The 22,811-nt window shown below is 72.6% G+C and carries 21 protein-coding genes; 16 read left to right on the top strand and 5 right to left on the bottom strand.

Going from position 1 to position 22,811, the window contains the following annotated elements:
- Positions 1 to 96: 96 nt before the first annotated feature.
- The 6 genes from truA (at position 97) to glmM (ending at position 7,408) form a co-directional block, all read left to right on the top strand.
- Positions 97 to 1,050 (top strand): tRNA pseudouridine(38-40) synthase TruA, encoded by a 954-nt coding sequence (truA, locus tag DEI97_RS15855; protein ID WP_111073919.1) that lies wholly within the window; start codon positions 97 to 99, stop codon positions 1,048 to 1,050.
- Between the two features lie 9 nt (positions 1,051 to 1,059).
- Positions 1,060 to 1,806: an MBL fold metallo-hydrolase gene (locus tag DEI97_RS15850; RefSeq protein WP_111073918.1), complete on the top strand. Its 747-nt coding sequence runs from the start codon at positions 1,060 to 1,062 to the stop codon at positions 1,804 to 1,806.
- Between the two features lie 154 nt (positions 1,807 to 1,960).
- On the top strand, positions 1,961 to 4,777 hold the full coding sequence (locus DEI97_RS15845; protein ID WP_111073917.1) for an ExeM/NucH family extracellular endonuclease: 2,817 nt from the start codon (positions 1,961 to 1,963) through the stop codon (positions 4,775 to 4,777).
- A gap of 264 nt (positions 4,778 to 5,041) precedes the next feature.
- Positions 5,042 to 5,488, top strand: coding sequence for a 50S ribosomal protein L13 (gene rplM / locus DEI97_RS15840; RefSeq protein ID WP_111073916.1), 447 nt, complete (start codon positions 5,042 to 5,044; stop codon positions 5,486 to 5,488).
- A gap of 38 nt (positions 5,489 to 5,526) precedes the next feature.
- A complete protein-coding gene (gene rpsI, locus DEI97_RS15835; RefSeq protein ID WP_111073915.1) occupies positions 5,527 to 6,012 on the top strand; it encodes a 30S ribosomal protein S9 in 486 nt (161 codons plus the stop codon).
- A 22-nt stretch (positions 6,013 to 6,034) separates the two neighbouring features.
- Positions 6,035 to 7,408: a phosphoglucosamine mutase gene (glmM, locus tag DEI97_RS15830; RefSeq protein ID WP_111073914.1), complete on the top strand. Its 1,374-nt coding sequence runs from the start codon at positions 6,035 to 6,037 to the stop codon at positions 7,406 to 7,408.
- A 155-nt stretch (positions 7,409 to 7,563) separates the two neighbouring features.
- On the opposite strand, the gene coaA is transcribed toward glmM, so the two are convergent.
- Both coaA and DEI97_RS15820 read right to left on the bottom strand, forming a co-directional pair.
- The gene (gene coaA, locus DEI97_RS15825) at positions 7,564 to 8,508 is read right to left on the bottom strand and encodes a type I pantothenate kinase (protein WP_111073913.1); all 945 of its coding nucleotides are present in this window, start codon (positions 8,506 to 8,508) and stop codon (positions 7,564 to 7,566) included.
- A gap of 95 nt (positions 8,509 to 8,603) precedes the next feature.
- Positions 8,604 to 9,089 (bottom strand): glutathione peroxidase, encoded by a 486-nt coding sequence (locus DEI97_RS15820; protein WP_111073912.1) that lies wholly within the window; start codon positions 9,087 to 9,089, stop codon positions 8,604 to 8,606.
- Positions 9,090 to 9,159: 70 nt separating this feature from the next.
- Here DEI97_RS15820 and glmS point away from each other — a divergent pair, with 70 nt between their 5' ends.
- From glmS to tsaE, 5 genes are read left to right on the top strand one after another with little or no spacing between them, the layout of a single operon-like run.
- The gene (glmS, locus tag DEI97_RS15815) at positions 9,160 to 11,007 is read left to right on the top strand and encodes a glutamine--fructose-6-phosphate transaminase (isomerizing) (RefSeq protein WP_111073911.1); all 1,848 of its coding nucleotides are present in this window, start codon (positions 9,160 to 9,162) and stop codon (positions 11,005 to 11,007) included.
- 6 nt (positions 11,008 to 11,013) lie between these two features.
- Complete coding sequence (locus tag DEI97_RS15810; protein WP_111073910.1) at positions 11,014 to 11,412, top strand: holo-ACP synthase; 399 nt, start codon at positions 11,014 to 11,016, stop codon at positions 11,410 to 11,412.
- Complete coding sequence (gene alr, locus DEI97_RS15805; protein ID WP_111073909.1) at positions 11,409 to 12,512, top strand: alanine racemase; 1,104 nt, start codon at positions 11,409 to 11,411, stop codon at positions 12,510 to 12,512. Before DEI97_RS15810 ends, alr (DEI97_RS15805) begins: the two co-directional genes overlap by 4 nt.
- A complete protein-coding gene (alr, locus tag DEI97_RS15800; protein ID WP_181439150.1) occupies positions 12,509 to 13,672 on the top strand; it encodes an alanine racemase in 1,164 nt (387 codons plus the stop codon). Before alr (DEI97_RS15805) ends, alr (DEI97_RS15800) begins: the two co-directional genes overlap by 4 nt.
- A gap of 38 nt (positions 13,673 to 13,710) precedes the next feature.
- Positions 13,711 to 14,169, top strand: a complete 459-nt coding sequence (tsaE, locus tag DEI97_RS15795; RefSeq protein WP_111074191.1) for a tRNA (adenosine(37)-N6)-threonylcarbamoyltransferase complex ATPase subunit type 1 TsaE — start codon at positions 13,711 to 13,713, stop codon at positions 14,167 to 14,169.
- A gap of 355 nt (positions 14,170 to 14,524) precedes the next feature.
- Here the strand turns inward: tsaE and DEI97_RS15790 are convergent, their stop codons facing one another.
- Positions 14,525 to 14,689, bottom strand: a complete 165-nt coding sequence (locus DEI97_RS15790) for a hypothetical protein (protein ID WP_181439149.1) — start codon at positions 14,687 to 14,689, stop codon at positions 14,525 to 14,527.
- Positions 14,690 to 14,770: 81 nt separating this feature from the next.
- Positions 14,771 to 15,379, bottom strand: coding sequence for a hypothetical protein (locus tag DEI97_RS15785; RefSeq protein ID WP_111073908.1), 609 nt, complete (start codon positions 15,377 to 15,379; stop codon positions 14,771 to 14,773).
- Between the two features lie 164 nt (positions 15,380 to 15,543).
- Here DEI97_RS15785 and DEI97_RS15780 point away from each other — a divergent pair, with 164 nt between their 5' ends.
- Together DEI97_RS15780 and DEI97_RS15775 are read left to right on the top strand one after the other, a co-directional pair.
- A complete protein-coding gene (locus DEI97_RS15780; RefSeq protein ID WP_111073907.1) occupies positions 15,544 to 17,040 on the top strand; it encodes a 3' terminal RNA ribose 2'-O-methyltransferase Hen1 in 1,497 nt (498 codons plus the stop codon).
- A complete protein-coding gene (locus tag DEI97_RS15775) occupies positions 17,037 to 19,655 on the top strand; it encodes a polynucleotide kinase-phosphatase (protein WP_111073906.1) in 2,619 nt (872 codons plus the stop codon). The genes DEI97_RS15780 and DEI97_RS15775 overlap by 4 nt, the downstream gene beginning before the upstream one ends.
- 213 nt (positions 19,656 to 19,868) lie before the next feature.
- Here DEI97_RS15775 and DEI97_RS15770 read toward each other — a convergent pair whose 3' ends face one another.
- On the bottom strand, positions 19,869 to 20,477 hold the full coding sequence (locus DEI97_RS15770; protein ID WP_111073905.1) for a uridine kinase family protein: 609 nt from the start codon (positions 20,475 to 20,477) through the stop codon (positions 19,869 to 19,871).
- A gap of 45 nt (positions 20,478 to 20,522) precedes the next feature.
- Here DEI97_RS15770 and tsaB point away from each other — a divergent pair, with 45 nt between their 5' ends.
- From tsaB to tsaD, 3 genes are read left to right on the top strand one after another with little or no spacing between them, the layout of a single operon-like run.
- Entirely contained in the window at positions 20,523 to 21,143 is a 621-nt protein-coding gene (gene tsaB, locus DEI97_RS15765) for a tRNA (adenosine(37)-N6)-threonylcarbamoyltransferase complex dimerization subunit type 1 TsaB (protein WP_111073904.1), read from the top strand.
- A complete protein-coding gene (gene rimI / locus DEI97_RS15760; RefSeq protein ID WP_349814965.1) occupies positions 21,140 to 21,703 on the top strand; it encodes a ribosomal protein S18-alanine N-acetyltransferase in 564 nt (187 codons plus the stop codon). The genes tsaB and rimI overlap by 4 nt, the downstream gene beginning before the upstream one ends.
- On the top strand, positions 21,690 to 22,745 hold the full coding sequence (gene tsaD, locus DEI97_RS15755; protein WP_111073903.1) for a tRNA (adenosine(37)-N6)-threonylcarbamoyltransferase complex transferase subunit TsaD: 1,056 nt from the start codon (positions 21,690 to 21,692) through the stop codon (positions 22,743 to 22,745). The genes rimI and tsaD overlap by 14 nt, the downstream gene beginning before the upstream one ends.
- The last annotated feature ends 66 nt before the right edge of the window (positions 22,746 to 22,811 follow it).

The raw sequence follows: 22,811 nt of genomic DNA, 5'->3' as shown, positions 1-22,811 counted from the left end.
GTCGTGTCCTTCCGTCGACGTCGTGTACGGGGACGACACTGTCGAGGACCGCTCACGCGGCACTGACGCGGCGCTGACATCGGTACCGTGGAGGGCGTGAGCGAGACGGCCCGGACACCAGACGACCCCGGCGCGGACGGCACCGGCGCGCGACTCCGGATCGACCTGGCGTACGACGGCTCCGGCTTCTCCGGGTGGGCACGCCAGCCCGCACTCCGCACCGTGCAGGGTGTGCTCGAGGACGCCCTCGCCACCGTCTTCACCCGGTGGGGCGAACCACCCCAGTTGACCGTCGCGGGCCGCACCGACGCCGGCGTGCACGCCACCGGACAGGTCGCGCACGTCGACCTCAGCCCGGACCAGTGGGCAGCGCTGACCCGGCCGAAGCGCCCCAGCGCCGACGGCACCGTCCGTGATGCCTTCAGCGGACTCCTCCGGCGGCTCAACGGGCTCGCGGGCGCCGACGGGGACATCGTCGTCCGCAGCGTGCGCGTCGCCCCGGCCGGGTTCGACGCGCGGTTCTCCCCGCTCTGGCGGCGCTACCGGTACCGGGTCGCCGACGTCGACGCCCTCCGCGACCCACTCCGCCGTGGGCACACGACCTGGTACCCGGGGCGCCTCGACCCGGCAGCGATGGAGCGGGGCGCGCTGCGGCTGCTCGGGTTGCACGACTTCGCGGCCTTCTGCAAGCCGCGCGTCGGCGCGACCACGATCCGGACCCTGCAGGAGTTCCGCTGGGAACGTGAGCCGGACGGCGTACTGGTGGCGAGCCTCCAGGCCGACGCGTTCTGCCACTCGATGGTGCGGGCGATGGTCGGCGGCACCCTCGCCGTCGGCGAGGGCCGGATGACGCCGGACGAGCTCGACGAGCTGCGGGTCGCGGCGGAACGGACCAGCGCCTTCACGACCGCCCCGGCACGCGGACTCACCCTCACCGAGGTGGGGTACCCGGACGACGACGCCCTGGAGGCGCGGGCCGCCCAGACACGCGCCCGTCGCGACGCGGAGGGACACCGGCCCGGCGACGTGCCGGACGAGGACGGGCGGTAGCGTCGGGGGATGGCTCCTCGTGCTCCGCGCTCCGTCGTCTCCGTCGCACCCGGTGTGGTCTTCGTCGAGGGGCCGGTGTCGAACTGGGTCGTCCTGGCGGAAGAGGACGGCGTCGCCCTCATCGACGCGGGCTACCCGGCCGACACCGACCTGGTGCTCGACAGCGTGCTGCTCGCCGGCCACGACCTCGACGAGCTCCGCCGCGTCTACGTCACGCACGGCCACGTCGACCACGTCGGCGGGCTGCCCGGGATCCTCGAGCGCTTCCCGCACGTCGAGGTCCTGGCGCACGCCGACGAACTCGACAACGTCCGCGGACCGGCGCGCCAGCAGGTGACGCCGGCCGAGATCGGCAGCCGACTCGCCGCACCCCGTGTGCTCCGCTGGCTCGGCCGCGCGATCGCCTCGGACGCCCTCCGCCCGACGACCGTGCCGAGCGCCCGCGCCTTCACCGCCCGCGACTTCGAGGGCCGGGCGATGACGCCGCTGCCCGTCCCGGGGCACACCGACGGCTCGACCGCGTACCTGCTGCCCGCGGCCGACGCGATCGTCACCGGCGACGCCGTCGTCACGCACCACGACACGCAGCCCGGGTCGTGGGCACCGCGGCCACGGATGATCACGCCGTTCTTCACGGCCGACCCGGCGCTCGCCGTGGAGTCCGCCCGGGCGCTGCCGTACCCGGCGATCGTGCTGCCGGGGCACGGGCCGGCGGTGCACCGGGTGGGGGCGGAGTGGGTGCCGATCCAGGGGTGAGCCCGGCTCGGCGGTCCGCACCGACCGCACAGGACGGATGGAACCCCCGGTCGACCCTCGTCCGGGGGAGAGGTTTCACCTCGTCGTAACCTGTGCGTCTCCGCAGGCCCGTACGGTTCACGGGATCACTCCCGACCACGAACCGAAGGTCCCCATGCCACGAACCGTCGGACGCACCCTGCTGTGCGCCACGGCTGCCGCGACCCTGATCGCCGCACCGCTCGTCACCGTCACCACCGCCTCCGCGAACCCGACGGGCACCGGACTCGTCATCTCCGAGGCGTACCTCAAGGGCGGCAGCGCGAACCAGCCGTTCACCAACCGGTTCGTCGAGATCGGCAACCCGACCGGCGCCGCGGTGTCCGTCGACGGATGGTCGCTGCAGTACCGCTCGGCGACGAGCACGGGGGCGTCGAGCACCGTCGTGCCGCTCACCGGGTCCGTCCCGGCGAACGGCACGTACCTCGTGCAGGGAGCGTCGAACGGGACGGTCGGCGCTGCACTGCCCACGCCCGACGTCGTCTCGACGTTGAACGCCTCCGGTGCGAGCGGGACACTCGTCCTCTCCGACCAGTCGACGGCGCTGGCGCTGCCCGCGGGTGCGGTCACGACGGCGACGCCCGGCGTGGTGGACCTGCTCGGGTACGGCGCCTCGAACACGTCGGAGACTGCTCCCGCCACGAACCCCTCGGGCGCGAACGGCACCCCGGACGCCCTCGTCCGGCAGGGGACGACCGACACCGACGCGAACGCCGCGGACTTCACCCTGACGCGGACGATCACCCCGCGGAACGCCGCCGGCGAGACGGCAGCGGGCGGCACGACGCCGACGCCGGGCGGCGGCGGCACCACCCCGCCGACCACGCCCCCAGTGGCTGCGACCATCCCGGAGATCCAGGGCACGACGGGCACCTCACCGCTCGCCGGCTCGAACGTCACCACCAGCGGCATCGTGACCGCGGTCTACGCCACCGGCGGGCTGAACGGCTACACGATCCAGACCCCGGGGACGGGAGGCGCGACCACCCTGGCCGCGCGGACCGCCTCCGACGGACTGTACGTCTACTCCGCCGCCACGGCCGGACTGGTCGCGATCGGCGACCACGTCCAGGTCACCGGCGCCGTGTCCGAGTTCAAGGGGCTCACCGAGCTCACCGTCGCGGACACCGCCGGGCTGACGGAGCTCACCACCCCGGCCGCCGCCCCGGTCCCGGCCGCCGTGGCCTTCCCCCGGACGGACGCCGAGCGCGAGGCGCTCGAGAGCATGCTCGTCGCACCGCAGGGTGACTACACGGTCGCCGACAACTACACGACGAACCAGTACGGCGTGGTCACGCTCGCCACGGGTCCGGGCCGGCTGCTGCAGCCGACCGAGGTCGCCCGCCCGGGCAGCGCAGAGGCCGCCGCGGTGGTCGCCGACAACGCCGCCCGCACGGTCACGCTCGACGACGGCGCGAGCACGAACTTCCTGCCGCGCGACGACCAGGACCAGTCGGCCCGGTCGATCCCGGTGCCGTGGCTGACGAACGCGGGCCCGGTCACGGTCGGCGCCGCCACGACGTTCACCGAGCCCGTGGTCCTCGACTACCGGAACGGCGTCTGGACGTTCCAGCCGACGACGCCGATCACCGGTGCGACCGCGAAGGCCGACCTGCCCGCGACGTTCTCGGACGTCCGCACCACGGCGCCCGCCGCGGTCGGCGGTGACCTGAAGCTCGCCGGGTTCAACGTCCTGAACTACTTCCCGACCACGGGCGACCAGCTGACCGGCTGCACCTACTACCGCGACCGCGCCGGTGACCCGCTCACCGTGAACTCCGGCTGTGCCGCCCGCGGTGCTGCCGAGGCGGAGGACCTGGCACGCCAGCAGGTGAAGATCGTCAAGGCCATCAACAGCCTGGGTGCCGACGTGGTCTCGCTCGAGGAGATCGAGAACTCGGCGGCCTTCGGGCAGGACCGGGACGCCGCGGTCGCCACCCTCGTCGACGCGCTCAACGCCACCACCGGCTCCGACACGTGGGCGTACGTCCCGTCGCCGACGAAGCTCGCTGCCGACGAGGACGTCATCCGCCTGGCCCTCATCTACAAGAAGGCCCGGGTCGCGCCGACCGCCGAGTCGACGATCCTCACCGACTCGGACGTCTTCCAGCGGCAGCCGGTCGCGGACGCGTTCCGCCCGGTCGGTGGGACCGCGGACGACGACTTCCTGGTGATCGCGAACCACTTCAAGTCGAAGGGCTCCGGCACCGGCGAGAACGCCGACCAGGGTGACGGCCAGGGCGCCTCGAACGCCGACCGGGTGCGACAGGCCCGAGCCCTCACGACCTTCTCCACCGCGATGCAGGCGCAGTACGGCACCGACAAGACCTTCCTGATCGGTGACTTCAACGCGTACAGCGAGGAGGACCCGATGGTCGTCCTCCGCGACGCCGGCTACACCGACCTGGCCCCGGCCCGTGACCGGACCGAGTACTCGTACGTCTTCAGTGGGCTCAGCGGGTCGCTCGACCACGTGCTGGCGTCACCGGCGGCGTTGGCGAGCGTGACGGGCGTGGACATCTGGAACATCAACTCGACCGAGTCGGTGGGCCTGGAGTACAGCCGGTACAACGTGAACGTCTCGGACCTGTACACGGACGACGTGTACCGCGCGAGCGACCACGACCCGATCCTGGTCGGCTTCGACCTGACCGCGGCCGAGGTGCCGGGCGGCCCGACGCCGGAGCCCACGCCGGAGCCCGGCACGGACGACCCGGCAGGCGACCCCACCGCTGACCCGACCCCGGCGCCGATCGCCGGTGGTGCGGGGACGACCCCGGGCGCCAGCGTGACGCCGACCACGGGTGGCGGCAGCCTGGCCTTCACCGGCGCGGAGATCGGCAGCGGCCTCGCGGCGGCCCTCGCGCTCCTCGCCGGCGGCGGGCTCCTCGCCCTCCGTCGCCGCCGGACGACGGGTGGCAGCGCCGAGTGACCTCGCGCTGAACGCGACCACCGACGGGAGGCGCGACACGGGTCCGACCCGTGCCGCGCCTCCCGTCCGTGGTGTCGCTGGGAGCGACGCCGGTTGACCGGGACGATCGGCGTCGGCTAGGCTCATCTCTTGGTCTGCGCGCTCTGTTGCGCCAGACAGTCAGATGGGCCCTCCACCGGGTCGTTCAGCGGGCATCTGCCCGCGGGAACGCCCACCGGAGTGGGATTCACGGACTCCTCACCTCGACACGAAAGCAGCACTCCTGTGACTCGTACGTTCTCCCCGAAGCCGGCAGACGTCCAGCACGACTGGATCGTCATCGACGCGACCGACGTCGTGCTCGGCCGCCTCGCTTCGCACGTCGCCGCCCTCCTCCGCGGCAAGCACAAGGCCACCTTCGCCCAGCACATGGACATGGGTGACTACGTCATCATCGTGAACGCCGACAAGGTCGCCCTGACCGGGTCGAAGCTCGCCAAGAAGGTCTACTACCGTCACTCCGGTTACCCGGGCGGCCTCACGGCCACCAGCTACCCGGAGATGCTGGAGAAGCACCCGACCCGCGCCGTCGAGAAGGCGATCCGCGGCATGCTGCCGAAGAACACCCTCGGTCGCGAGCAGCTCAAGAAGCTCAAGGTCTACGCAGGCGCTGAGCACCCCCACGCGGCGCAGCAGCCCAAGCCGTACACCTTCGACCAGGTCTCGCAGTAACAGCGGCCACGACGACTTCCAGGAACGAGAAAACACTCATGGCTCAGATCGCTGACTCCATCGACCAGACCCCGGAGACCTTCACCACCGAGAGCGCACCCGTCGCGTCGGAGGCGGCTCCCCGTCAGATCCTCAACGTCTCGGGCGGTGCCGTCGGTCGCCGCAAGGAGGCCATCGCCCGCGTGCGTCTCGTCCCGGGCTCCGGCACGTTCGTCGTGAACGGCCGCACCCTCGAGGACTACTTCCCGAACAAGCTGCACCAGCAGCTCATCAACGACCCGTTCAAGGTGCTCGAGCTCCTCGGCTCGTACGACGTCACCGCCCGCATCACGGGTGGCGGCCCCTCGGGTCAGGCCGGCGCGCTGCGTCTCGCCATCGCCCGCACCCTGAACGAGATCGACCGCGAGAACAACCGCGCGACCCTCAAGAAGGCCGGCTTCCTCACCCGTGACGCCCGCGTCATCGAGCGCAAGAAGGCCGGTCTCAAGAAGGCCCGCAAGGCGTCGCAGTTCTCGAAGCGCTGATCGCCTGACGGCGGGAGATCGCATGCCGCGTCTGTTCGGTACCGACGGCGTTCGTGGCCTCGCCAACGGCGAGTTGACGGCCGCGCTCGCACTGGGTCTTGCCCAGGCGAGCGCGGCCGTGCTCACGCACGGACACCATGCGGACGCTCGACGAGCGTCCGGTCGCACGCGCCCCAAGGCCGTGCTGGCGCGCGACCCGCGCGTCTCCGGCGAGTTCCTGGGTGCCGCAGTGGCAGCCGGGCTCGCCTCCGCCGGCGTCGACGTCCTCGACGCCGGGGTCATCCCCACCCCCGCAGCGGCGTACCTCGTCGCGGACATCGACGCCGACTTCGGCGTGATGATCTCCGCGTCGCACAACCCCGCGCCGGACAACGGGATCAAGTTCTTCGCCGCTGGTGGGCGCAAGCTGCCGGACGAGGTCGAGGACCGCATCGAAGCGGCCATGCACGACCAGTCCGCACCGACCCCCACGGGCGCCGAGGTGGGTCGCATCACGCGGTTCGCCGACGCCGAGGACCGCTACGTCGTGCACCTGCTCGGCACGTTGCCCCACCGGCTCGACGGCATCCACGTCGTGCTCGACTGCGCCAACGGGGCGGCGTCCGGGGTCTCGCCCGAGGTCTTCGTGAACTCGGGTGCGAAGGTCACGCTGATCGGTGCCGACCCGAACGGCATCAACATCAACGACGGGGTCGGCTCGACCCACATCGACAACCTGGCACGCGCCGTCCTCGAGGCCGGAGCCGACGTCGGCATCGCCCACGACGGCGACGCGGACCGGTGCCTGGCGGTGGACGCCGAGGGCAACGCGGTGGACGGCGACCAGATCATGGCGATCCTCGCGCTGTCCCTCAAGGAACGCGGCCGACTGGTCGACGACACCCTCGTCGCGACGGTGATGTCGAACCTCGGGCTGAAGCGGGCGATGGCGGACGCGGGCATCACCGTGATCGAGGCCGGTGTCGGCGACCGCTACGTGCTCGAGAAGATGAACGAGGGCGGCTACTCGCTCGGTGGTGAGCAGTCCGGTCACATCATCTTCAACGACTTCGCGACGACGGGTGACGGGGTCTTGACGGGCCTCCACCTGGTCGCCGAGATGGCGCGCACCGGCAAGTCGCTCGGCGAGCTCGCCGCGTGCATGACCGTGTTCCCGCAGGTGCTGCTCGCCGTCAAGGGCGTCGACCGGCACGGCCTGCAGGACCAGGGCGTGCAGGACGCGATCGCTGCGGCGACCGAGGCGCTCGGTGACACCGGCCGGGTGCTGCTGCGTCCCTCCGGTACCGAGCCGGTCGTCCGTGTCATGGTCGAGGCCGCGTCGCAGGAGGACGCCCAGCGCGTCGCCGAGGAGCTCGCCGAGGTCGTCCGCGAGCGTCTGACCCCCGAGGCCGCGTAGCCCGCCGGAGCCCCGTCCGCGGAGCCCGGCCGCGCCCGCTGGCGCGCTCCGGCCACGCACAACAGGAACCCGCTCGAACCACGGACGTCCGCGGTTCGAGCGGGTTCCTGTTGTGCGGCGCCACTCGGAACCGATCCGGGGGAGGACCCCGCCGGTCAGATCTTGCGGAGCAGGACGCTCGTCACCTTGTGGTCGGCGGCCTTCTTGAGCACGAGCGTCGCCCGGGAGCGCGTCGGCAGCACGTTCTCGAGCAGGTTCGGTTCGTTGATCGCGCGCCACACCCCGGTCGCCGTCGCCACCGCGTCCTCGCGTGACAGCGCGGCGAAGCGGTGGAAGAACGAGTCCGGGCTCGAGAACGCCTGCTCCTGCAGCGCCAGGAACCGGTCGACGTACCAGGACTCGATGTCCTTGGTCTTCGCGTCGACGTAGATCGTGAAGTCGAACAGGTCGGACAGTGCGAGGCGACCGTGCACCGGCGGCGCCAGCACGTTGAGCCCCTCGACGATGAGGATGTCCGGCTGCCGCACCACGATCTCGGCGTCCGGCACGATGTCGTAGACCAGGTGCGAGTAGTACGGCGCCCGGACCTCGGTCGCGCCGCTCTTCACCTGGCTGACGAAGCGCAGCAGGGAGCGGCGGTCGTACGACTCCGGGAAGCCCTTGCGGTCCATGATCCCGCGGCGCTCGAGCTCGGCGTTCGGGTACAGGAACCCGTCGGTGGTCACGAGTTCGACCCGCGGGGTGTCCGGCCACCGCTTCGTCAGTTCGCGCAGCAGGCGCGCGACGGTGCTCTTGCCGACGGCGACCGACCCGGCGACACCGATCACGAACGGCGTCCGTCGGGCGCGTTCGCCGAGGAAGCGGCTGGTCTCCGCGTGCAGGTCCCGCGCGCCGGCCGCGTACAGCGTCAGCAGCCGGGAGAGCGGCAGGTACACGTCCTGCACCTCGGTCAGGTCGAGCCGGTCACCGAGCCCCCGCAGCTGCACGATCTCGGTCTCGGTGAGCGAGAGGTGTTCCTTCGGCGCGAGCTGCGACCACTCGTCCCGCGGGATCTCCACGAAGGGGGTGGGGTGCGCGACGGTCGTCTCCGGGATCGGCATGGCATCGAGCGTACCCAGCCGGGAGGCCCGCCACCGGTCAGCGACGTCGGCTGCGGTGGACGGGCCTCCTGTCCGTCAGCGGGTGCACCCGCCGATCAGGCGGGGAGCGCCGCCTCGATGGCGGCGACGACCTCGGGGGCGTCCGGCTTGACCGTCGGGCGGAAGCGCGTGACGGTGCCGTCGGGGGCGACCAGGAACTTCTCGAAGTTCCAGATGACGCGTCCGGCCTTGCCCGAGGCGTCCGGGGCCTGTGTGAGCTCGCGGTAGAGCGGGTGCGCCGAGCGGCCGTTCACCTTGACCTTCTCGGACATCGGGAAGCTGACGCCCCACGTGGTGGAGCAGTACTCCTCGATGGCCTCGGACGAGCCGAGCTCCTGCAGGAACTGGTTGCTCGGGAAGCCGAGCACGGTGAAGCCCCGCGGGCCGTACGTGCGCTGCAGTTCCTCGAGCTGTTCGTACTGCGGGGCGAGGCCGCAGCGCGAGGCGACGTTCACCACGAGCACCGCCTTGTCACCGAAGCTGCCGAACGTGGTGGTCTCGCCCTTGATGGTGGTGATCTCGATGTCGTCGAAGCGTCCCATGCCCGGAGGCTATCCCCACCCGCCGTGCGGTTCGCAGGGTGCTCCCCGCGCTGCCCGTAGGATCGATCCCATGTGTGGAATCGTCGGATACGTCGGCAGCAACAGCAGCACGGACGTCCTCCTCGGAGGCCTGCGTCGCCTCGAGTACCGCGGCTACGACTCGGCCGGCATCGCCGTCGTCGATCCGGCCGGAGACCTGACCTCGGCGAAGAAGGCCGGCAAGCTCCAGATGCTCATCGACGAGCTCGACACCAACCCGATCGCGGACGGCGGCACCGGCATCGGCCACACCCGCTGGGCGACGCACGGCGGCCCGACCGACGAGAACGCACACCCGCACCTGGCGGACGACGGCAAGCTCGCGCTGATCCACAACGGCATCATCGAGAACTTCGCCCCGCTGAAGGACGAACTGCTCGCCGAGGGCGTCGTCTTCCACAGCGAGACCGACTCCGAGGTCGCCGCGCACCTGGTCGCGCGCGAGTTCCGCCAGACCCACGACCTGACCGAGGCGATGCGGCGCACGGTCGCCCGACTCGACGGCGCCTTCACGCTCCTCGTCGTGCACTCCGACCAGCCCGGCGTCGTCGTCGGTGCCCGTCGCAACTCGCCGCTCGTGGTGGGTCTCGGCGACGGCGAGAACTTCATGGGCTCCGACGTCGCCGCGTTCGTCGCGTACACGCAGCGCGCCCTGTCGATCGGCCAGGACGAGATCGCCACGATCCGTCCCGACGGCGTCGACGTCATCCACTTCGACGGCACCCCCGCCGACCGCAACGAGTTCGAGGTGAACTGGGACGCCTCGGCCGCCGACAAGGGCGGCTGGTCCTCGTTCATGGCGAAGGAGATCAGCGAGGAGCCGGAAGCGGTCCGCAACACCGTCCTCGGCCGCGTGCACGAGGGGGCGGTCACGCTGACCGACCTCGAGCCGATCGCCGAGCGCCTGCAGCAGGTCGACCGCGTCATCGTCATCGCCTGTGGCACCGCGGCCTACGCCGGCATGCTCGGCAAGTACGCGATCGAGCAGTGGGCCCGCGTCCCCGTCGAGGTCGAGCTCGCCCACGAGTTCCGCTACCGCGACCCGGTGTTGAACGAGCGCACGCTCGTCGTCTCGATCAGCCAGTCCGGCGAGACGATGGACACGCTGATGGCGGTCAAGTACGCCCGCGAGCAGGGCGCCCAGGTCCTCTCGATCTGCAACACCCAGGGCGCGACGATCCCGCGCGAGTCCGACGCCGTGATCTACACGCACGCCGGCCCCGAGGTCGCGGTCGCGTCGACGAAGGCGTTCCTGGCGCAGGGCGTCGCGCTCTACCTGCTCGGGCTGCACCTCGCCACGCTCCGCGGCACGCTGACGGCGGAGCAGATCGCCGCCCAGGTCGCCGAGCTCGAGGGGCTGCCGGAGAAGCTGCAGCAGACCATCGAGGACGCCTCCGGGGTCGCCGAGCTGGCCAAGTGGATGGCGGACACCCGCAGTGTCCTGTTCCTCGGCCGACACGTCGGGTACCCGATCGCACTCGAGGGCGCGCTGAAGCTCAAGGAGCTCGCCTACATCCACGCCGAGGGCTTCGCCGCCGGTGAGCTGAAGCACGGTCCGATCGCGCTCATCGAGCCCGGCCAGATCGTCTTCGTCATCGTCCCGTCGCCGCGTGACGCCCGGTCGCTGCACCCGAAGGTCGTCTCGAACATCCAGGAGATCCGCGCCCGCGGTGCCCGGGTGATCGCGATCGCGGAAGAGGGCGACGCCGCCGTGCTGCCCTTCGCCGACGAGGTCCTGCGGATCCCGCTCGCGACGCCGCTGTTCGAGCCGCTGCTCGCCGTGGCGCCGCTGCACATGTTCGGCATGGAGCTCGCCGCGGCCAAGGGCCTCGACGTGGACCAGCCGCGCAACCTCGCGAAGTCGGTCACCGTCGAGTAAGCGGACGTGATCATCGGCATCGGGGTCGACGTGGTCGACCTGGAACGGTTCGAGCGGGTCCTGACACGGACCCCCGCGATGCGGTCGCGGCTGTTCACCGACGCCGAGCAGCTGCGGGACGGTGAGCCGCGCCCGGTGGCGTCACTCGCCGCCCGGTTCGCTGCGAAGGAGGCCCTGATCAAGGCCTTCGGGTCGAGCGCCGGCCTGAGCTGGCGGGAACTCGAGGTCGTCGCGGACGACCAGCGGAACCCGTCGCTCACCCTGCACCAGGGTGCGCAGCGGGTCGCCGACGAGCGCGGCGTCGGGCACGTGCACCTCTCGCTGTCGCACGACGGCGGGATCGCGACGGCGTTCGTCGTCATCGAGGGCCGGGAGCGGCCCGCAACGGAAGGACCGATCGCGTGAGCGCGTTCACGGGGGTGACCGTCGACCGGGAGGCGTTGATCGCCAACTACGCCACGGTCGCGGAACAGGTGGCTCCGTCCGGCGTCGTCGCGGTGGTGAAGGCCGACGCGTACGGGCACGGTGCCGTCGAGGTCGCCCGGGCCCTGGTGGACGCCGGCGCGGACTGGCTCGGGGTCGCGGACCTCGACGAGGCGGTCGCGCTCCGTGAGGCCGGCATCGACGAGGGCGTCCGGATCCTGGCGTGGCTGCACGCCCCCGACGAGGACTTCCGCCGTGCGGCCCGGTACGGCATCACCCCGGCGGTCTCCAGCGTCGAGCAGCTCTCCACCGCGGCCGACGCCGACGTGCCGGAGGTGCACCTGGTCGTGGACACCGGCCTCAGCCGCAACGGAGCGGTCGAGTCCGAGTGGCCCGAGCTCTTCGCGACGGCCGCGGCCCTGACCCGGAACGGCGACCGCACCCGCATCGAGGGGCTGATGTCCCACCTGTCGAACGCCTCACGCTCGGACGACCTCGACCAGGACGCCGCACTGCAGCGGGCGATCGACGGCCTGGCAGCGGTCGGCATCCGCCCCGACGTCGTGCACCTCGCCGCCAGCGCGGGCAGCCTGGCGCTGCCGGAGACCCGCCGCGACCTGGCCCGGGTGGGTCTGGCGCTGTACGGACTCAGCCCGTTCCCGGACCGGACCTCGGCCGACCTCGGCCTGCGGCCCGCGATGCGGGTGACCGCCGCGGTGCTGCGGACGGTCGCGGTGCCCGCGGGGGACGGTGTCTCGTACGGGTACACCTGGCGTGCCGAGCAGGACACCCGGCTCGCGGTGATCGGACTCGGGTACGCCGACGGCTTCGACCGGGCGTACGGCAACCACGTCTCGGTGCGGATCGGGGACCGGCGGTTCCCGGTCGTCGGACGGGTGGCCATGAACGCGATGCACATCGACATCGGGGACGCGGACGTCGCGATCGGGGACGAGGTCGTGCTCTGGGGCGATCCGGCGAACGGCGACCCCGCGGTGGAGGACTGGGCCGCCGCGATCGGCACCATCAACTACGAGGTGGTCGCCCGGGTCGGCCGCAGCGTCGAACGGAGGACGACGTGAGCGCAGGACTGCGCCGGGCGGTCATCGACCTGGACGCCTACCGCGCCAACCTCGACCTGGTCCGGTCGTGGATGCAGCCGGTCGAGGTGATGGCGATCATGAAGGCCGACGCCTACGGGCACGGCCTCGAACCCATCGCCCTGACCGCGGTCGACGCGGGCATCCGGTGGATCGGTGTGCTGACGGTGCCCGCGGCGCTGCGGCTGCGCGCCATCGGCGTCGGCGAGGACGTCCACCTGTTCACCTGGCAGCACGACCCGGGGCTCGACTTCCGCGACGCCATCGACTCGGCCGTCGACCTCGGTGTCTCCAACATCGCGGAGCTGCGTCGCATCGTCGACGCGGTCGACCAGCGTCCGGCGCGCGTGCACCTGGGCGTCGACAGCGGCCTGCACCGTGACGGCGCGACCGCCGAGGACTGGACCGCACTCGTCGAACTGGCGCGCGACGCCCAGCGCGACGGCCGCATCGAGGTCGTCGCCGCGTACACGCACCTGGCGGAGTCCTCGGACGCCGACGACTCCGCCGCCGTGGCGCACTTCGACGCCATGGTCGAGCAGGCCGAGGACCTGGGGCTCGACATCCGGTGGGAACACGTCGCCGCCTCGCTCGCCGGCCTGGAGCGCAAGGAGTTCCGGAAGGACATGGTCCGGATGGGCGCCAACCTGTTCGGCATCCCCGGTGCCGACGGGGTCTCCGCCGCCGACCTCGGCCTGACGCCCGTGATGACGCTCTCCGCCTCCGTCGCGAAGACGAAGCGCGTCCCGGTCGGCACCGGCGTCTCCTACGACTACACGTACCGCACCGACACCGAGACGACCCTGGCGCTCGTGCCGGTCGGCTACGCGGACGGCGTCCCCCGTGCCGCCCAGGGGCGCCTCGAGGTCGCGATCGACGACACCCGGTACCCGATCGCCGGCCGCGTCGCGATGGACCAGTTCCTGGTCGACGTCGGCGACGACGACGTCCGGGTCGGTGACACCGTGACGCTGTTCGGCACCGGTGAGGACGGCGAGGCCACGGTCCTCGAGTGGGGCCGGGCGCTCGACACCATCGGCGAGGAGATCGTCTGCCGGATCGGCAGCCGGGTCCCGCGCGTGTACGAGGGGCACTCCGGCGAGGGCCGCGTGGGGGAGTACCTGCGGGGCGAGCGGTCGTGAGCGTCCTCCTCGACACCACGGTCGCCACGACGGACGAGATGGGCGCGCTCGGTGCCCGGATCGCCGCCGTGCTCCGGGCGGGGGACCTGGTCGTCCTCACCGGGCCCCTGGGCGCCGGCAAGACCACGATGACCCGGGGACTCGGTGCAGCGCTCGGCGCTCGCGGGCAGGTGTCCAGCCCGACGTTCGTGCTCGCTCGGACGCACCCGACGACGGCTGGTCCGGACCTGGTCCACGTGGACGCGTACCGGTTGTCCGACCCGGTCGAGCTCGACGACCTGGACCTCGACTGGGACGGCTCGATCGTCGTCGTCGAGTGGGGCCGCGGGATGGTCGACGGGGTCGGTGACAGTGTCCTGGACGTCGAGATCACCCGGCCGACCGGTGGCGGGGGCGCGGACGATGACGACGACGTCGATCCGGACGAGGTGCCGGACGAACCGCGCCGGGTCGTCGTGACCGGGACCGGGCCGCGGTGGCAGGACGCCACGCTCTGACCGTGGCGCGGACCGTCGGCTGACGCTCGTCGTCCTGGACGGGAGGCCCGGATCACCGGGCCCGTGTGGCGGACGTCGGGTGGGCCTCCCGTCCCGCTCTCCGCGGAGATCGGACAACCCGATCCGGAACGCTTGGCCGGTGGGACCGGGAAGCGTAGCGTCGCCCGCGCTACACCGCGGACCCTGGCCGCGGTCGCCCGTCCCCCCACTACCGGGTCGGACATCGTCGTGCGCCAACGTCGTACCCGACGGCGTCGTAGCGCGAGGACGCCTGTCGCGTGACCCGAACTCGAGGCAGGCGTCCTCGACCTCGTCGTGCGCGCCCGGAGCGCCCTGGACCGGCGGGGTGCGGACGTCAGCGGCGGGAGCGTCCGAGCAGGAGCACACCGAACAGCACGATGACGGCCACGACGACCACGACGGTGACGAACACGCCGGTCGCGTCCAGGGCACCGCCGCCGCCGTCGTTGCACGGCACGTTCTCCAGCGCACACGATGCTGCGGCCCACACGGCGTCCATGCGGTGACGGTACCGCCAAGCGAGCGGCGCGGACCAGGACCCGGCGGTGACGATCCGGCCACGAACGGTGACCGGTGCCGGTCAGTCGCGGCCCGCCCGGGTCCGCAGGCCGCAGCTCCGCCGCTCGAGGTCCGCCAGCGCCGCGACCGTCTGCGGGTCCCGCCCGCGCCACCGGTCCACCACACCGGGCCCGAGGGCGACGACGGCGTCCCGACCGACGAGGGCCCGCAGCGCGAGGAGTTCGGCTCCGTCCGGCGACCGGTCGACGCTGCTGGTGGCACTCGCCACCCGGACGAAGCGCCCACGGGTCCGGACCCACACCAGCAGCAGCAGGGCGATGACGACGACGGTCAGCCCGCCGCCGACCAGGTGCGCGAGGTGCAGGGCCGTGTCGTGCTGCTGGGCACCGGCGGCGGCGACGGCGCCCGCGTGCTCGCTGGCCTTCCGGAGCGGACTGCTGACGGCGTCCCCAGCGAGCGGGATCCGCGACAGTGCGCGTGCGGTGGCGGAGAGCTGCTGCTGGAACGCGGTCCCCTCGGACTGCACCCGGGTGCCGATCGTGGCGAGCCGGGCGATCGAACCGGCGACGTCGCGGCCGACGACCACCGCCAGGACGATGCCGACCAGCACCAGGACGTCCCCGACGAGTTGCCGGGCACGTCGGATCGGGCGGCTGTCGTACACGACCATCACGGGCCTCCTGTCGGGGGACCGGCGCCGGGTTCGGCGGGACGGTCGACGTCCCAGTCTGCTGACGTTGCCTGTGCACCGTCCCGTCGTACTAGGCTCGCTCTCCGGCCTCGGAACCGCCGGGCGGCAGCGACGCCGGACCACGACGATCGGAGGCCACGCGCATGCTCGTGACCATCACCACCCGCGGCGACGCGGCCCCGGACCTCTCCCACCTGCTGCACAAGCACCCCGGGAAGGCCCAGTCCTTCGACCTGAGCGTCGGCACGGCACACGTCTTCTACCCCGCGGACACCCCCGACGAGTGCACCGCCGCCCTGCTGCTCGAGGTGGACGCCATCGCCCTCGCCCGCAGCAAGCGGTACGGCGCCGACGCGCAGGCGCTGTCCCGCTACGTCAACGACCGTCCGTACGCGTCGACCTCGATGCTCGCGTTGGCGATCGGGCAGGTGTTCCGCAGCGCGATGGGCGGACGCAGCACCTCGCGGCCGGAGCGCGCCGCCGAGCCGATGGACCTCGAACTCGGCCTGACCAGCGTGCCCAGCGAGGTCGACGAGCACGGGATGGGCCTCGCCACCCGGCTGTTCGCACCGCTCGGCTGGGACGTCGAAGAGACCCGCCGGCCGCTCGACGACACCCGTCCGGAGTGGGGCGACGCCGCCACCGTCGGGCTGCGGTTGCGTGGCCGGGTCCGGCTGGCCGACGCGCTCCGCCAGCTCACCGTGCTGCTGCCGGTGCTCGACGACGCCAAGCACTACTGGGTCGGCGACGACGAGGTCGGCATGCTGCTCCGTCGCGGCGAGGGGTGGCTGGCCGAGCACCCGCTCCGCGAGCTCATCACGACCCGGTCGCTCGCGCACCAGCGGTCCCTCGTCGACGACGCGACCGGACGACTGCTCGGGCTCGACGGCACGGCCGGGGACGGTGGTTCGGTGGACGCGCCCGTCGACGAGGCGCCGGCGGACGACGACGGGGCGACGGATCGGCCCGAGACACCGCTGTACCGCCGCCGCGCCGAGGCCGTCCTGATGGCGCTCGCCGACGTCCAGGCCCACACGGTTGCCGACGTCGGCTGCGGCGAGGGCGCCCTGCTCCGACACCTGTTCGCCGACCGTTCCTTCACGACGATCATCGGCACCGACGTCGCACCCCGCGAACTCGCACGGGCCGAGCGGCGCCTGCGCCTCGACGACGTCAGTGACGAGCAGCGGGCCCGCGTGCGGCTGCTGCAGTCCTCGGTCACGTACTCCGACGACCGGATCGCCGGCCTCGACGCGGTCGTCCTGATGGAGGTCGTCGAGCACGTCGACCCCGAGCGGCTGCCGGCACTCGAGGCCTCGGTGTTCCAGGCCGCCCGGCCCGCCGCCGTCGTCGTGACCACCCCGAACGCCGAGCACAACGTCCGCTTCGCCTCGCTGGCGGCCGGTCGGTTCCGGCACCCGGACCACCGGTTCGAGTGGACGCGCGACGAGTTCCGCACGTGGGCGCAGGCCGTCGGGGACCGGCAGGGCTACACCGTCGAGCACCGACCCGTGGGCGACGACGACCCCGAGGTCGGCCCACCCACCCAGCTCGCCCTGTTCCGCCGCCACACGACCGGCGGCCAGACGACCACCAGCTCGACGACCACCAGCCCGACGACCGGAGGCACCGCCGCATGACCGCCCTGACCGTCCCCACCATGTCCCTGGTGCTGCTCGTCGGCACGAGTGGTTCCGGCAAGTCCACGTTCGCCGCGCAGCACTTCGGTCGCTTCGAGACCCTGTCCAGCGACTTCTTCCGGGGCCTCGTCTCGAACGACGAGGACGACCAGGCCGCGACCCCCGCCGCCTTCGAGGCGCTGAAGCACATCGCCGCCCAGCGACTGCGTGCCGGACTGCTCACCGTCGTCGACGCGACGAACGTGCAGGCCGAGGCCCGTCGCGACTTCGTGCAGCTCGCCCGCGAGCACGACGTGCTGCCGGTCGCGATCGTCCTCGACGCCCCCGAGTCGGTCTGCATCGCCCGGAACGCCGCCCGCACCGGTCGGGACTTCGGCCCCGAGGTCATCCGACGCCAGCAGGGGCAGCTCCGCCGCGGGCTCAAGGCCCTGGGCAAGGAGGGGTTCCGCCGCGTCCACGTGCTGCACGGCGAGGACGAGATCGCCGCCGCCACCATCGTCCGCGAGCCCCTGCTCAACGACCGCACCGGCGAGCACGGTCCCTTCGACGTGATCGGGGACGTGCACGGCTGTCGCTCCGAGCTCGAGACGCTCCTCGGCCGGCTCGGCTGGACCCTGGTCCGCGACGACCTCGGCCGACCCGTCGACGCCGTGCACCCGGAGGGCCGTCAGGCGCTGTTCCTCGGCGACCTGGTCGACCGCGGCCCGGACTCCCCGGGGGTCCTGCGGCTCGTGATGGGCATGGTGCGGAACGGCCACGCCCTCGCCGTCCCCGGCAACCACGAGGACAAGCTCGTCCGTGCGCTCGACGGTCGCAAGGTCCAGACGTCGCACGGGCTCGCCGAGACCCTCGCCCAGCTCGCCGCCGAACCGGACACCTTCCGCGACGAGGTCCGCGAGTTCTGCCGCGCGCTTGTCGGCCACCTGGTGCTCGACGACGGCCGGCTCGTCGTCGCGCACGCCGGGCTGAAGGAGCAGTACCAGGGCCGGGCCTCCGGCCGGGTGCGGTCCTTCGCGCTCTACGGCGACACCACCGGGGAGAGCGACGAGTACGGCCTGCCCGTCCGCCTGCCGTGGGCGGACGCCTACCGCGGGAAGGCGACGGTCCTCTACGGCCACACGCCGACGGTCGACGCCGAGTGGATCAACGGCACGATGTGCCTCGACACCGGGTGCGTGTTCGGCGGCAAGCTCTCCGCGCTCCGCTACCCCGAGCGCGAGGTCGTCCAGGTCGACGCCGAGCGGGTCCACTACGCCGCCGCCAAGCCGCTCGAGCCGCTGCGCGGACCGGGCACGTCGATGACGGGTGCCGACGGTGCGGAGGTGGGGCGTGCCTCCAGTCCGGCCGGGAGGCCCGTGGCCGGCCCCGCCGCACCGCGCCGCGTCCCCGGGCTGCTCCCGATCGAGGACGTCACCGGCAAGCAGATCGTCGAGACCCGTCATCACGGTCGGATCGGCATCCGTGCCGAGAACGCGGCCGGCGCCCTCGAGGTGATGAGCCGGTTCGCCGTCGACCCGCGCTGGCTGCCGTACCTGCCGCCGACGATGAGCCCGGTCGCGACCTCGGCGCACCCCGACCACCTGGAGCACCCGGACGAGGCGTTCGCGTACTACCGGGGCCAGGGCGTCGACCACGTGCGGATGGAGGAGAAGCACATGGGCTCCCGCGGCACCGTGCTGCTCGCACGCGACCCGGACCGCTTCGGGGCGCCGGCGGACTGGAACGGCGTCGTGACCACCCGCACCGGCCGGGCGTTCTTCGACGCCGCCGACTCCCGGACCTTCCTCGGACGGCTCGACGCAGCGGTCGAGGCAGCCGGCCTCTGGGACGAACTGGAAACCGACTGGCTGCTGCTCGACGGCGAGGTGCTGCCGTGGGCGGTCAAGGCCGAGGGCATGATCCGCGACTGGTACGCCGAGGTCGGTGCCGCTGCCGGCGGGGCGTTCCCGGACGCCCTGGCCGCGCTCGCCGCAGCACGTGACCGCGGCATCGACGTCACCGACCTGCTGGCCCGGACCCAGCAGCGCGCCGTCGACGCCACCGCCTACACCGAGTCCTACCGCCGGTACGCCGACCCCGCGACCGGCCTCGACGACGTGCGGTTCGCGCCGTTCCAGGTCCTGGCCGCCCGGGGACGGACGTTCGCGGACCGGACGCACGGCTGGCACATGGCGGTCGCCGACCGCCTGGCCGCCGCCGCGCCCGACGTGGTGCGGGCGACCCGGTCGCTGCTCGTGGACGTGCGGGACGAGACGAGCCGTGCGGCCGGGGCCGAGTGGTGGCAGGACCTCACCGGCGCCGGGGGCGAGGGTGCCGTCGTGAAGCCCGAGTCGAACCTGACCCGCGGGCCGAAGGGGCTTGTGCAGCCGGGAGTGAAGGTCCGCGGACGGGAGTACCTGCGGATCATCTACGGGCCGGAGTACACCGAGCCGGGCAACCTGGCGCGCCTGAAGGACCGGGACCTCGGGCACAAGCGGTCGATGGCGCTCCGCGAGTACGCCCTCGGGCTGGAGTCGCTCGAGCGCTTCGTAGAGGGGGAGCCGCTGTGGCGCGTGCACCAGGCCGTGTTCGGGGTGCTGGCGATGGAGTCGGAGGCGGTCGACCCGCGGTTGTGAGCGGTCGCGGGCTGAGGTTCGCGCTGAGCGACAGTCCTCGTGGCCGGCGGCCCGAGTGCGGTCGCTCAGCGCGAACCACGCTGGCGGTCGCTCCACCGTGTCAGAGCGTCGGAGGCGGGATCACCCAGGCACGCTACTGTCGATGCACAGTCCCGCAGTCGAACGGCTGCTCGGGTTCTGGAAGCCGTCGTAGTCCCTCGGGTCACGGCGGGTTCACCCGTCTCCGGGCATGCGGATGTCCGACCGTCGAACCCGCGAGCGGTACCGGATGTCTGCGGACTCCCGCGGGGCGAAACGCTCGGCGAAGTCGCGGTCGTTCGGGATCCAGACGTCGCGCCACAGGTCGTCATGCGAGCGTCCGAGTTCGCGGTCCCGAGCGATCCCTCGCCGGGCTGCCTCGTCGAGGTCGACGTCGCACCAGACCGCCAGGTCCAGGAGCCCCCGGACCTCCGGGTGGAAGAGCCCGATCAGGTCGACGACGAGCAGGTCGGTGGTCGGCAACGGCTCCGGTGCTCCGAGCGTGTGGGCGGACCAGTCGAACCGGCGGAACGTGCTCGCCCGACCGGCGCGGTGCGGCTCGAGGACCTCGGCAGCGAGCCGCAGGCGCTCGACCCCGTCCCAGTCCGTCGACCGCCGGTGAGAACGGGTCGGATCGAGGAAGTCGTCACCCCGGATCCGGACCGCCCCGGGCAGCGCGTCGACGAGCGCACGGGCAAGGGTCGACTTGCCGGACCCGCAGTGGCCGGACACCCCGACGACGAGCGGCGACCGTGCCGATCCGCGGAGTGTCCGGACGTGCTCGAGCAAGGCATCGCGGTCCATCCCGTCAGCGTAGGGCGGGCGCCGGTGCGCGCCTACGATGGACGGGTGCTGCTCGCGATCGACACCTCTGCCGGGACCTCGGTCGCCGTCGTCGACCCGTCGACCCGTCGGGTCCTGGCCGAACGCGAGACCGAGGACACCCGTCGTCACGCCGAGGTGATCGGCCCGTTCCTCGACGAGGCCCTGCGCGCCGCCGGCATCACGCCCGCCGACGTCACGGCAGTCGTCGCCGGCATGGGCCCCGGACCGTTCACCGGCCTGCGCGTCGGCATCGCGGCCGCCCGCACGTTCGCCGCTGCCCGGGAAGTCCCGTTCCTCCCGCTCGTCAGCCACGACGCCGTGGCTGCCGGTCAGCACGGCCCCCTCGTCGTCCTCACCGATGCCCGCCGCCGCGAGGTCGCGTGGAGCGCCTACGACGCCGACGGCGTCCGCGTCGCCGGCCCGGGTCTCGCCAGGCCGGCGGATCTGGACGACGTGCTGCGTGCCTCCCGTCCCAACCTCGTCGACTGGCCCCGGCACACCGCCGTCACGATCCCGGCCGGGAGGCTCGGGGTGCTCGCCGCCGACCGGCTCGCCTCCGGCACGCCCCTGGCCGCGGACACCCCGGTGTACCTGCGGGAGCCCGACGTCACCGTCCCCGGCACACCGAAGCGGGTCGCCCGGTGACGCTCGCCCTGCCGGACGGCCTGCGCCTGCGTCGGGCGCACCCGGCGGACCTCGACGACGTCATGTGGCTCGAGCGCGTCTCGTTCCCCACCGACGCGTGGTCGTCGTCGCAGATGTCCGAGGAACTGCACTCCCCGCACGGGTACTACGTCGTCATCGAGACCACCGGCGACGACTCCGCGCCCACGGTCGTCGGGTACGCGGGCCTGTCGTCGCTGCCGGGCAACCCGGTCGCCGACGTGCAGACCATCGCGGTCGCCGCCGAGCAGCGTGGGCGGGGCCTCGGCCGGCTGCTCTTCACCGAGCTCCTGGACGAGGCCGGACGCCGTGGCGTGCACGAGGTCTTCCTCGAGGTCCGCGCCGACAACCCGGTCGCGCAGACGATGTACGCCGGCTTCGGGTTCACCCACATCGCCACCCGGCCGCGGTACTACCAGCCCGACGGGGTCGACGCGTGGGTGATGCGTGCCGCACTCGAGCCCGCGGCGCCTGCGGTACCCACGGGTCCGGGCTCCGGTCCCGGCCCGATCGGACAGGAGGCCCTCGATGAGCGCGACTGAACCCCTGGTGCTCGGCATCGAGACGAGCTGCGACGAGACCGGCGTCGGCATCGTCCGCGGCACCACCCTGCTCGCCAACGTCATCGCGTCGAGCATGGACGAGCACGCCCGCTACGGCGGCGTCGTCCCCGAGGTCGCCGCCCGTGCGCACCTCGAGGCGATGACCCCGACCCTGCAGCAGGCGCTCGCGCAGGCCGGCGTAACGCTCGACGAACTCGACGCCGTCGCCGTCACCGCGGGCCCCGGGCTCGCCGGCGCCCTGATGGTCGGGGTCGGTGCGGCGAAGGCGCTCGCGGTGGCCACCGGCAAGCCGCTGTACGGCGTCAACCACCTGGTCGGCCACGTCGGGGCGGACGTGCTCCGACCGGACGGCTCCGAGATCGACCTGCCGACCGTGGCGCTGCTCGTCTCGGGTGGTCACACGTCGCTGCTCCTCGTGCGGGATCTGGTCGGGGACGTCGAGCTGCTCGGCGAGACCATCGACGACGCCGCGGGCGAGGCCTTCGACAAGGTCGCCCGACTCCTCGGCCTGCCGTACCCCGGCGGCCCCCAGATCGACCGGGCCGCAGCGGACGGCGACCCCACGGCGATCCGGTTCCCGCGCGGGCTGACGCTGCCGAAGGACATGGCGGCGCACCGCTACGACTTCTCGTTCTCCGGACTGAAGACCGCCGTCGCCCGCTGGGTCGAGCGCTGCCGTGACGAGGGCCGGGAGGTCCCCGTCGCCGACGTCGCCGCGAGCTTCCGGGAGGCCGTCGTCGACGTGCTGCTCACCAAGGCACTGAACGCCTGCCGGGACACCGGGGTCGACCGGCTGCTCCTGGGCGGTGGGGTCGTCGCGAACGCCCGACTGCGGCAGGTCGCCGAGGAACGCTGCGCCGCCGCCGGTGTCGCCCTGCGGATCCCGCCGTTCGACCTGTGCACGGACAACGGGGCGATGATCGCGGCCGTCGGGGCACGGCTCGTTGCCGAGGGCCACGCGCCGAGCGACCTCGGCATCGCCGCGGACTCCACCCTGCCGGTGACCACCGTCCAGGTCTGACCTCGTCTCCTGAACCGCTCAGGGACGCCTGTGGGAAGATCTTGTACGGCGGTCGAGTGGCTGCCA

Origin of the sequence: Curtobacterium sp. MCLR17_032 (genome assembly GCF_003234795.2) — a bacterium.
Classification (GTDB): domain Bacteria; phylum Actinomycetota; class Actinomycetes; order Actinomycetales; family Microbacteriaceae; genus Curtobacterium.
This window is presented reverse-complemented; position numbering and strand designations above follow the sequence as displayed.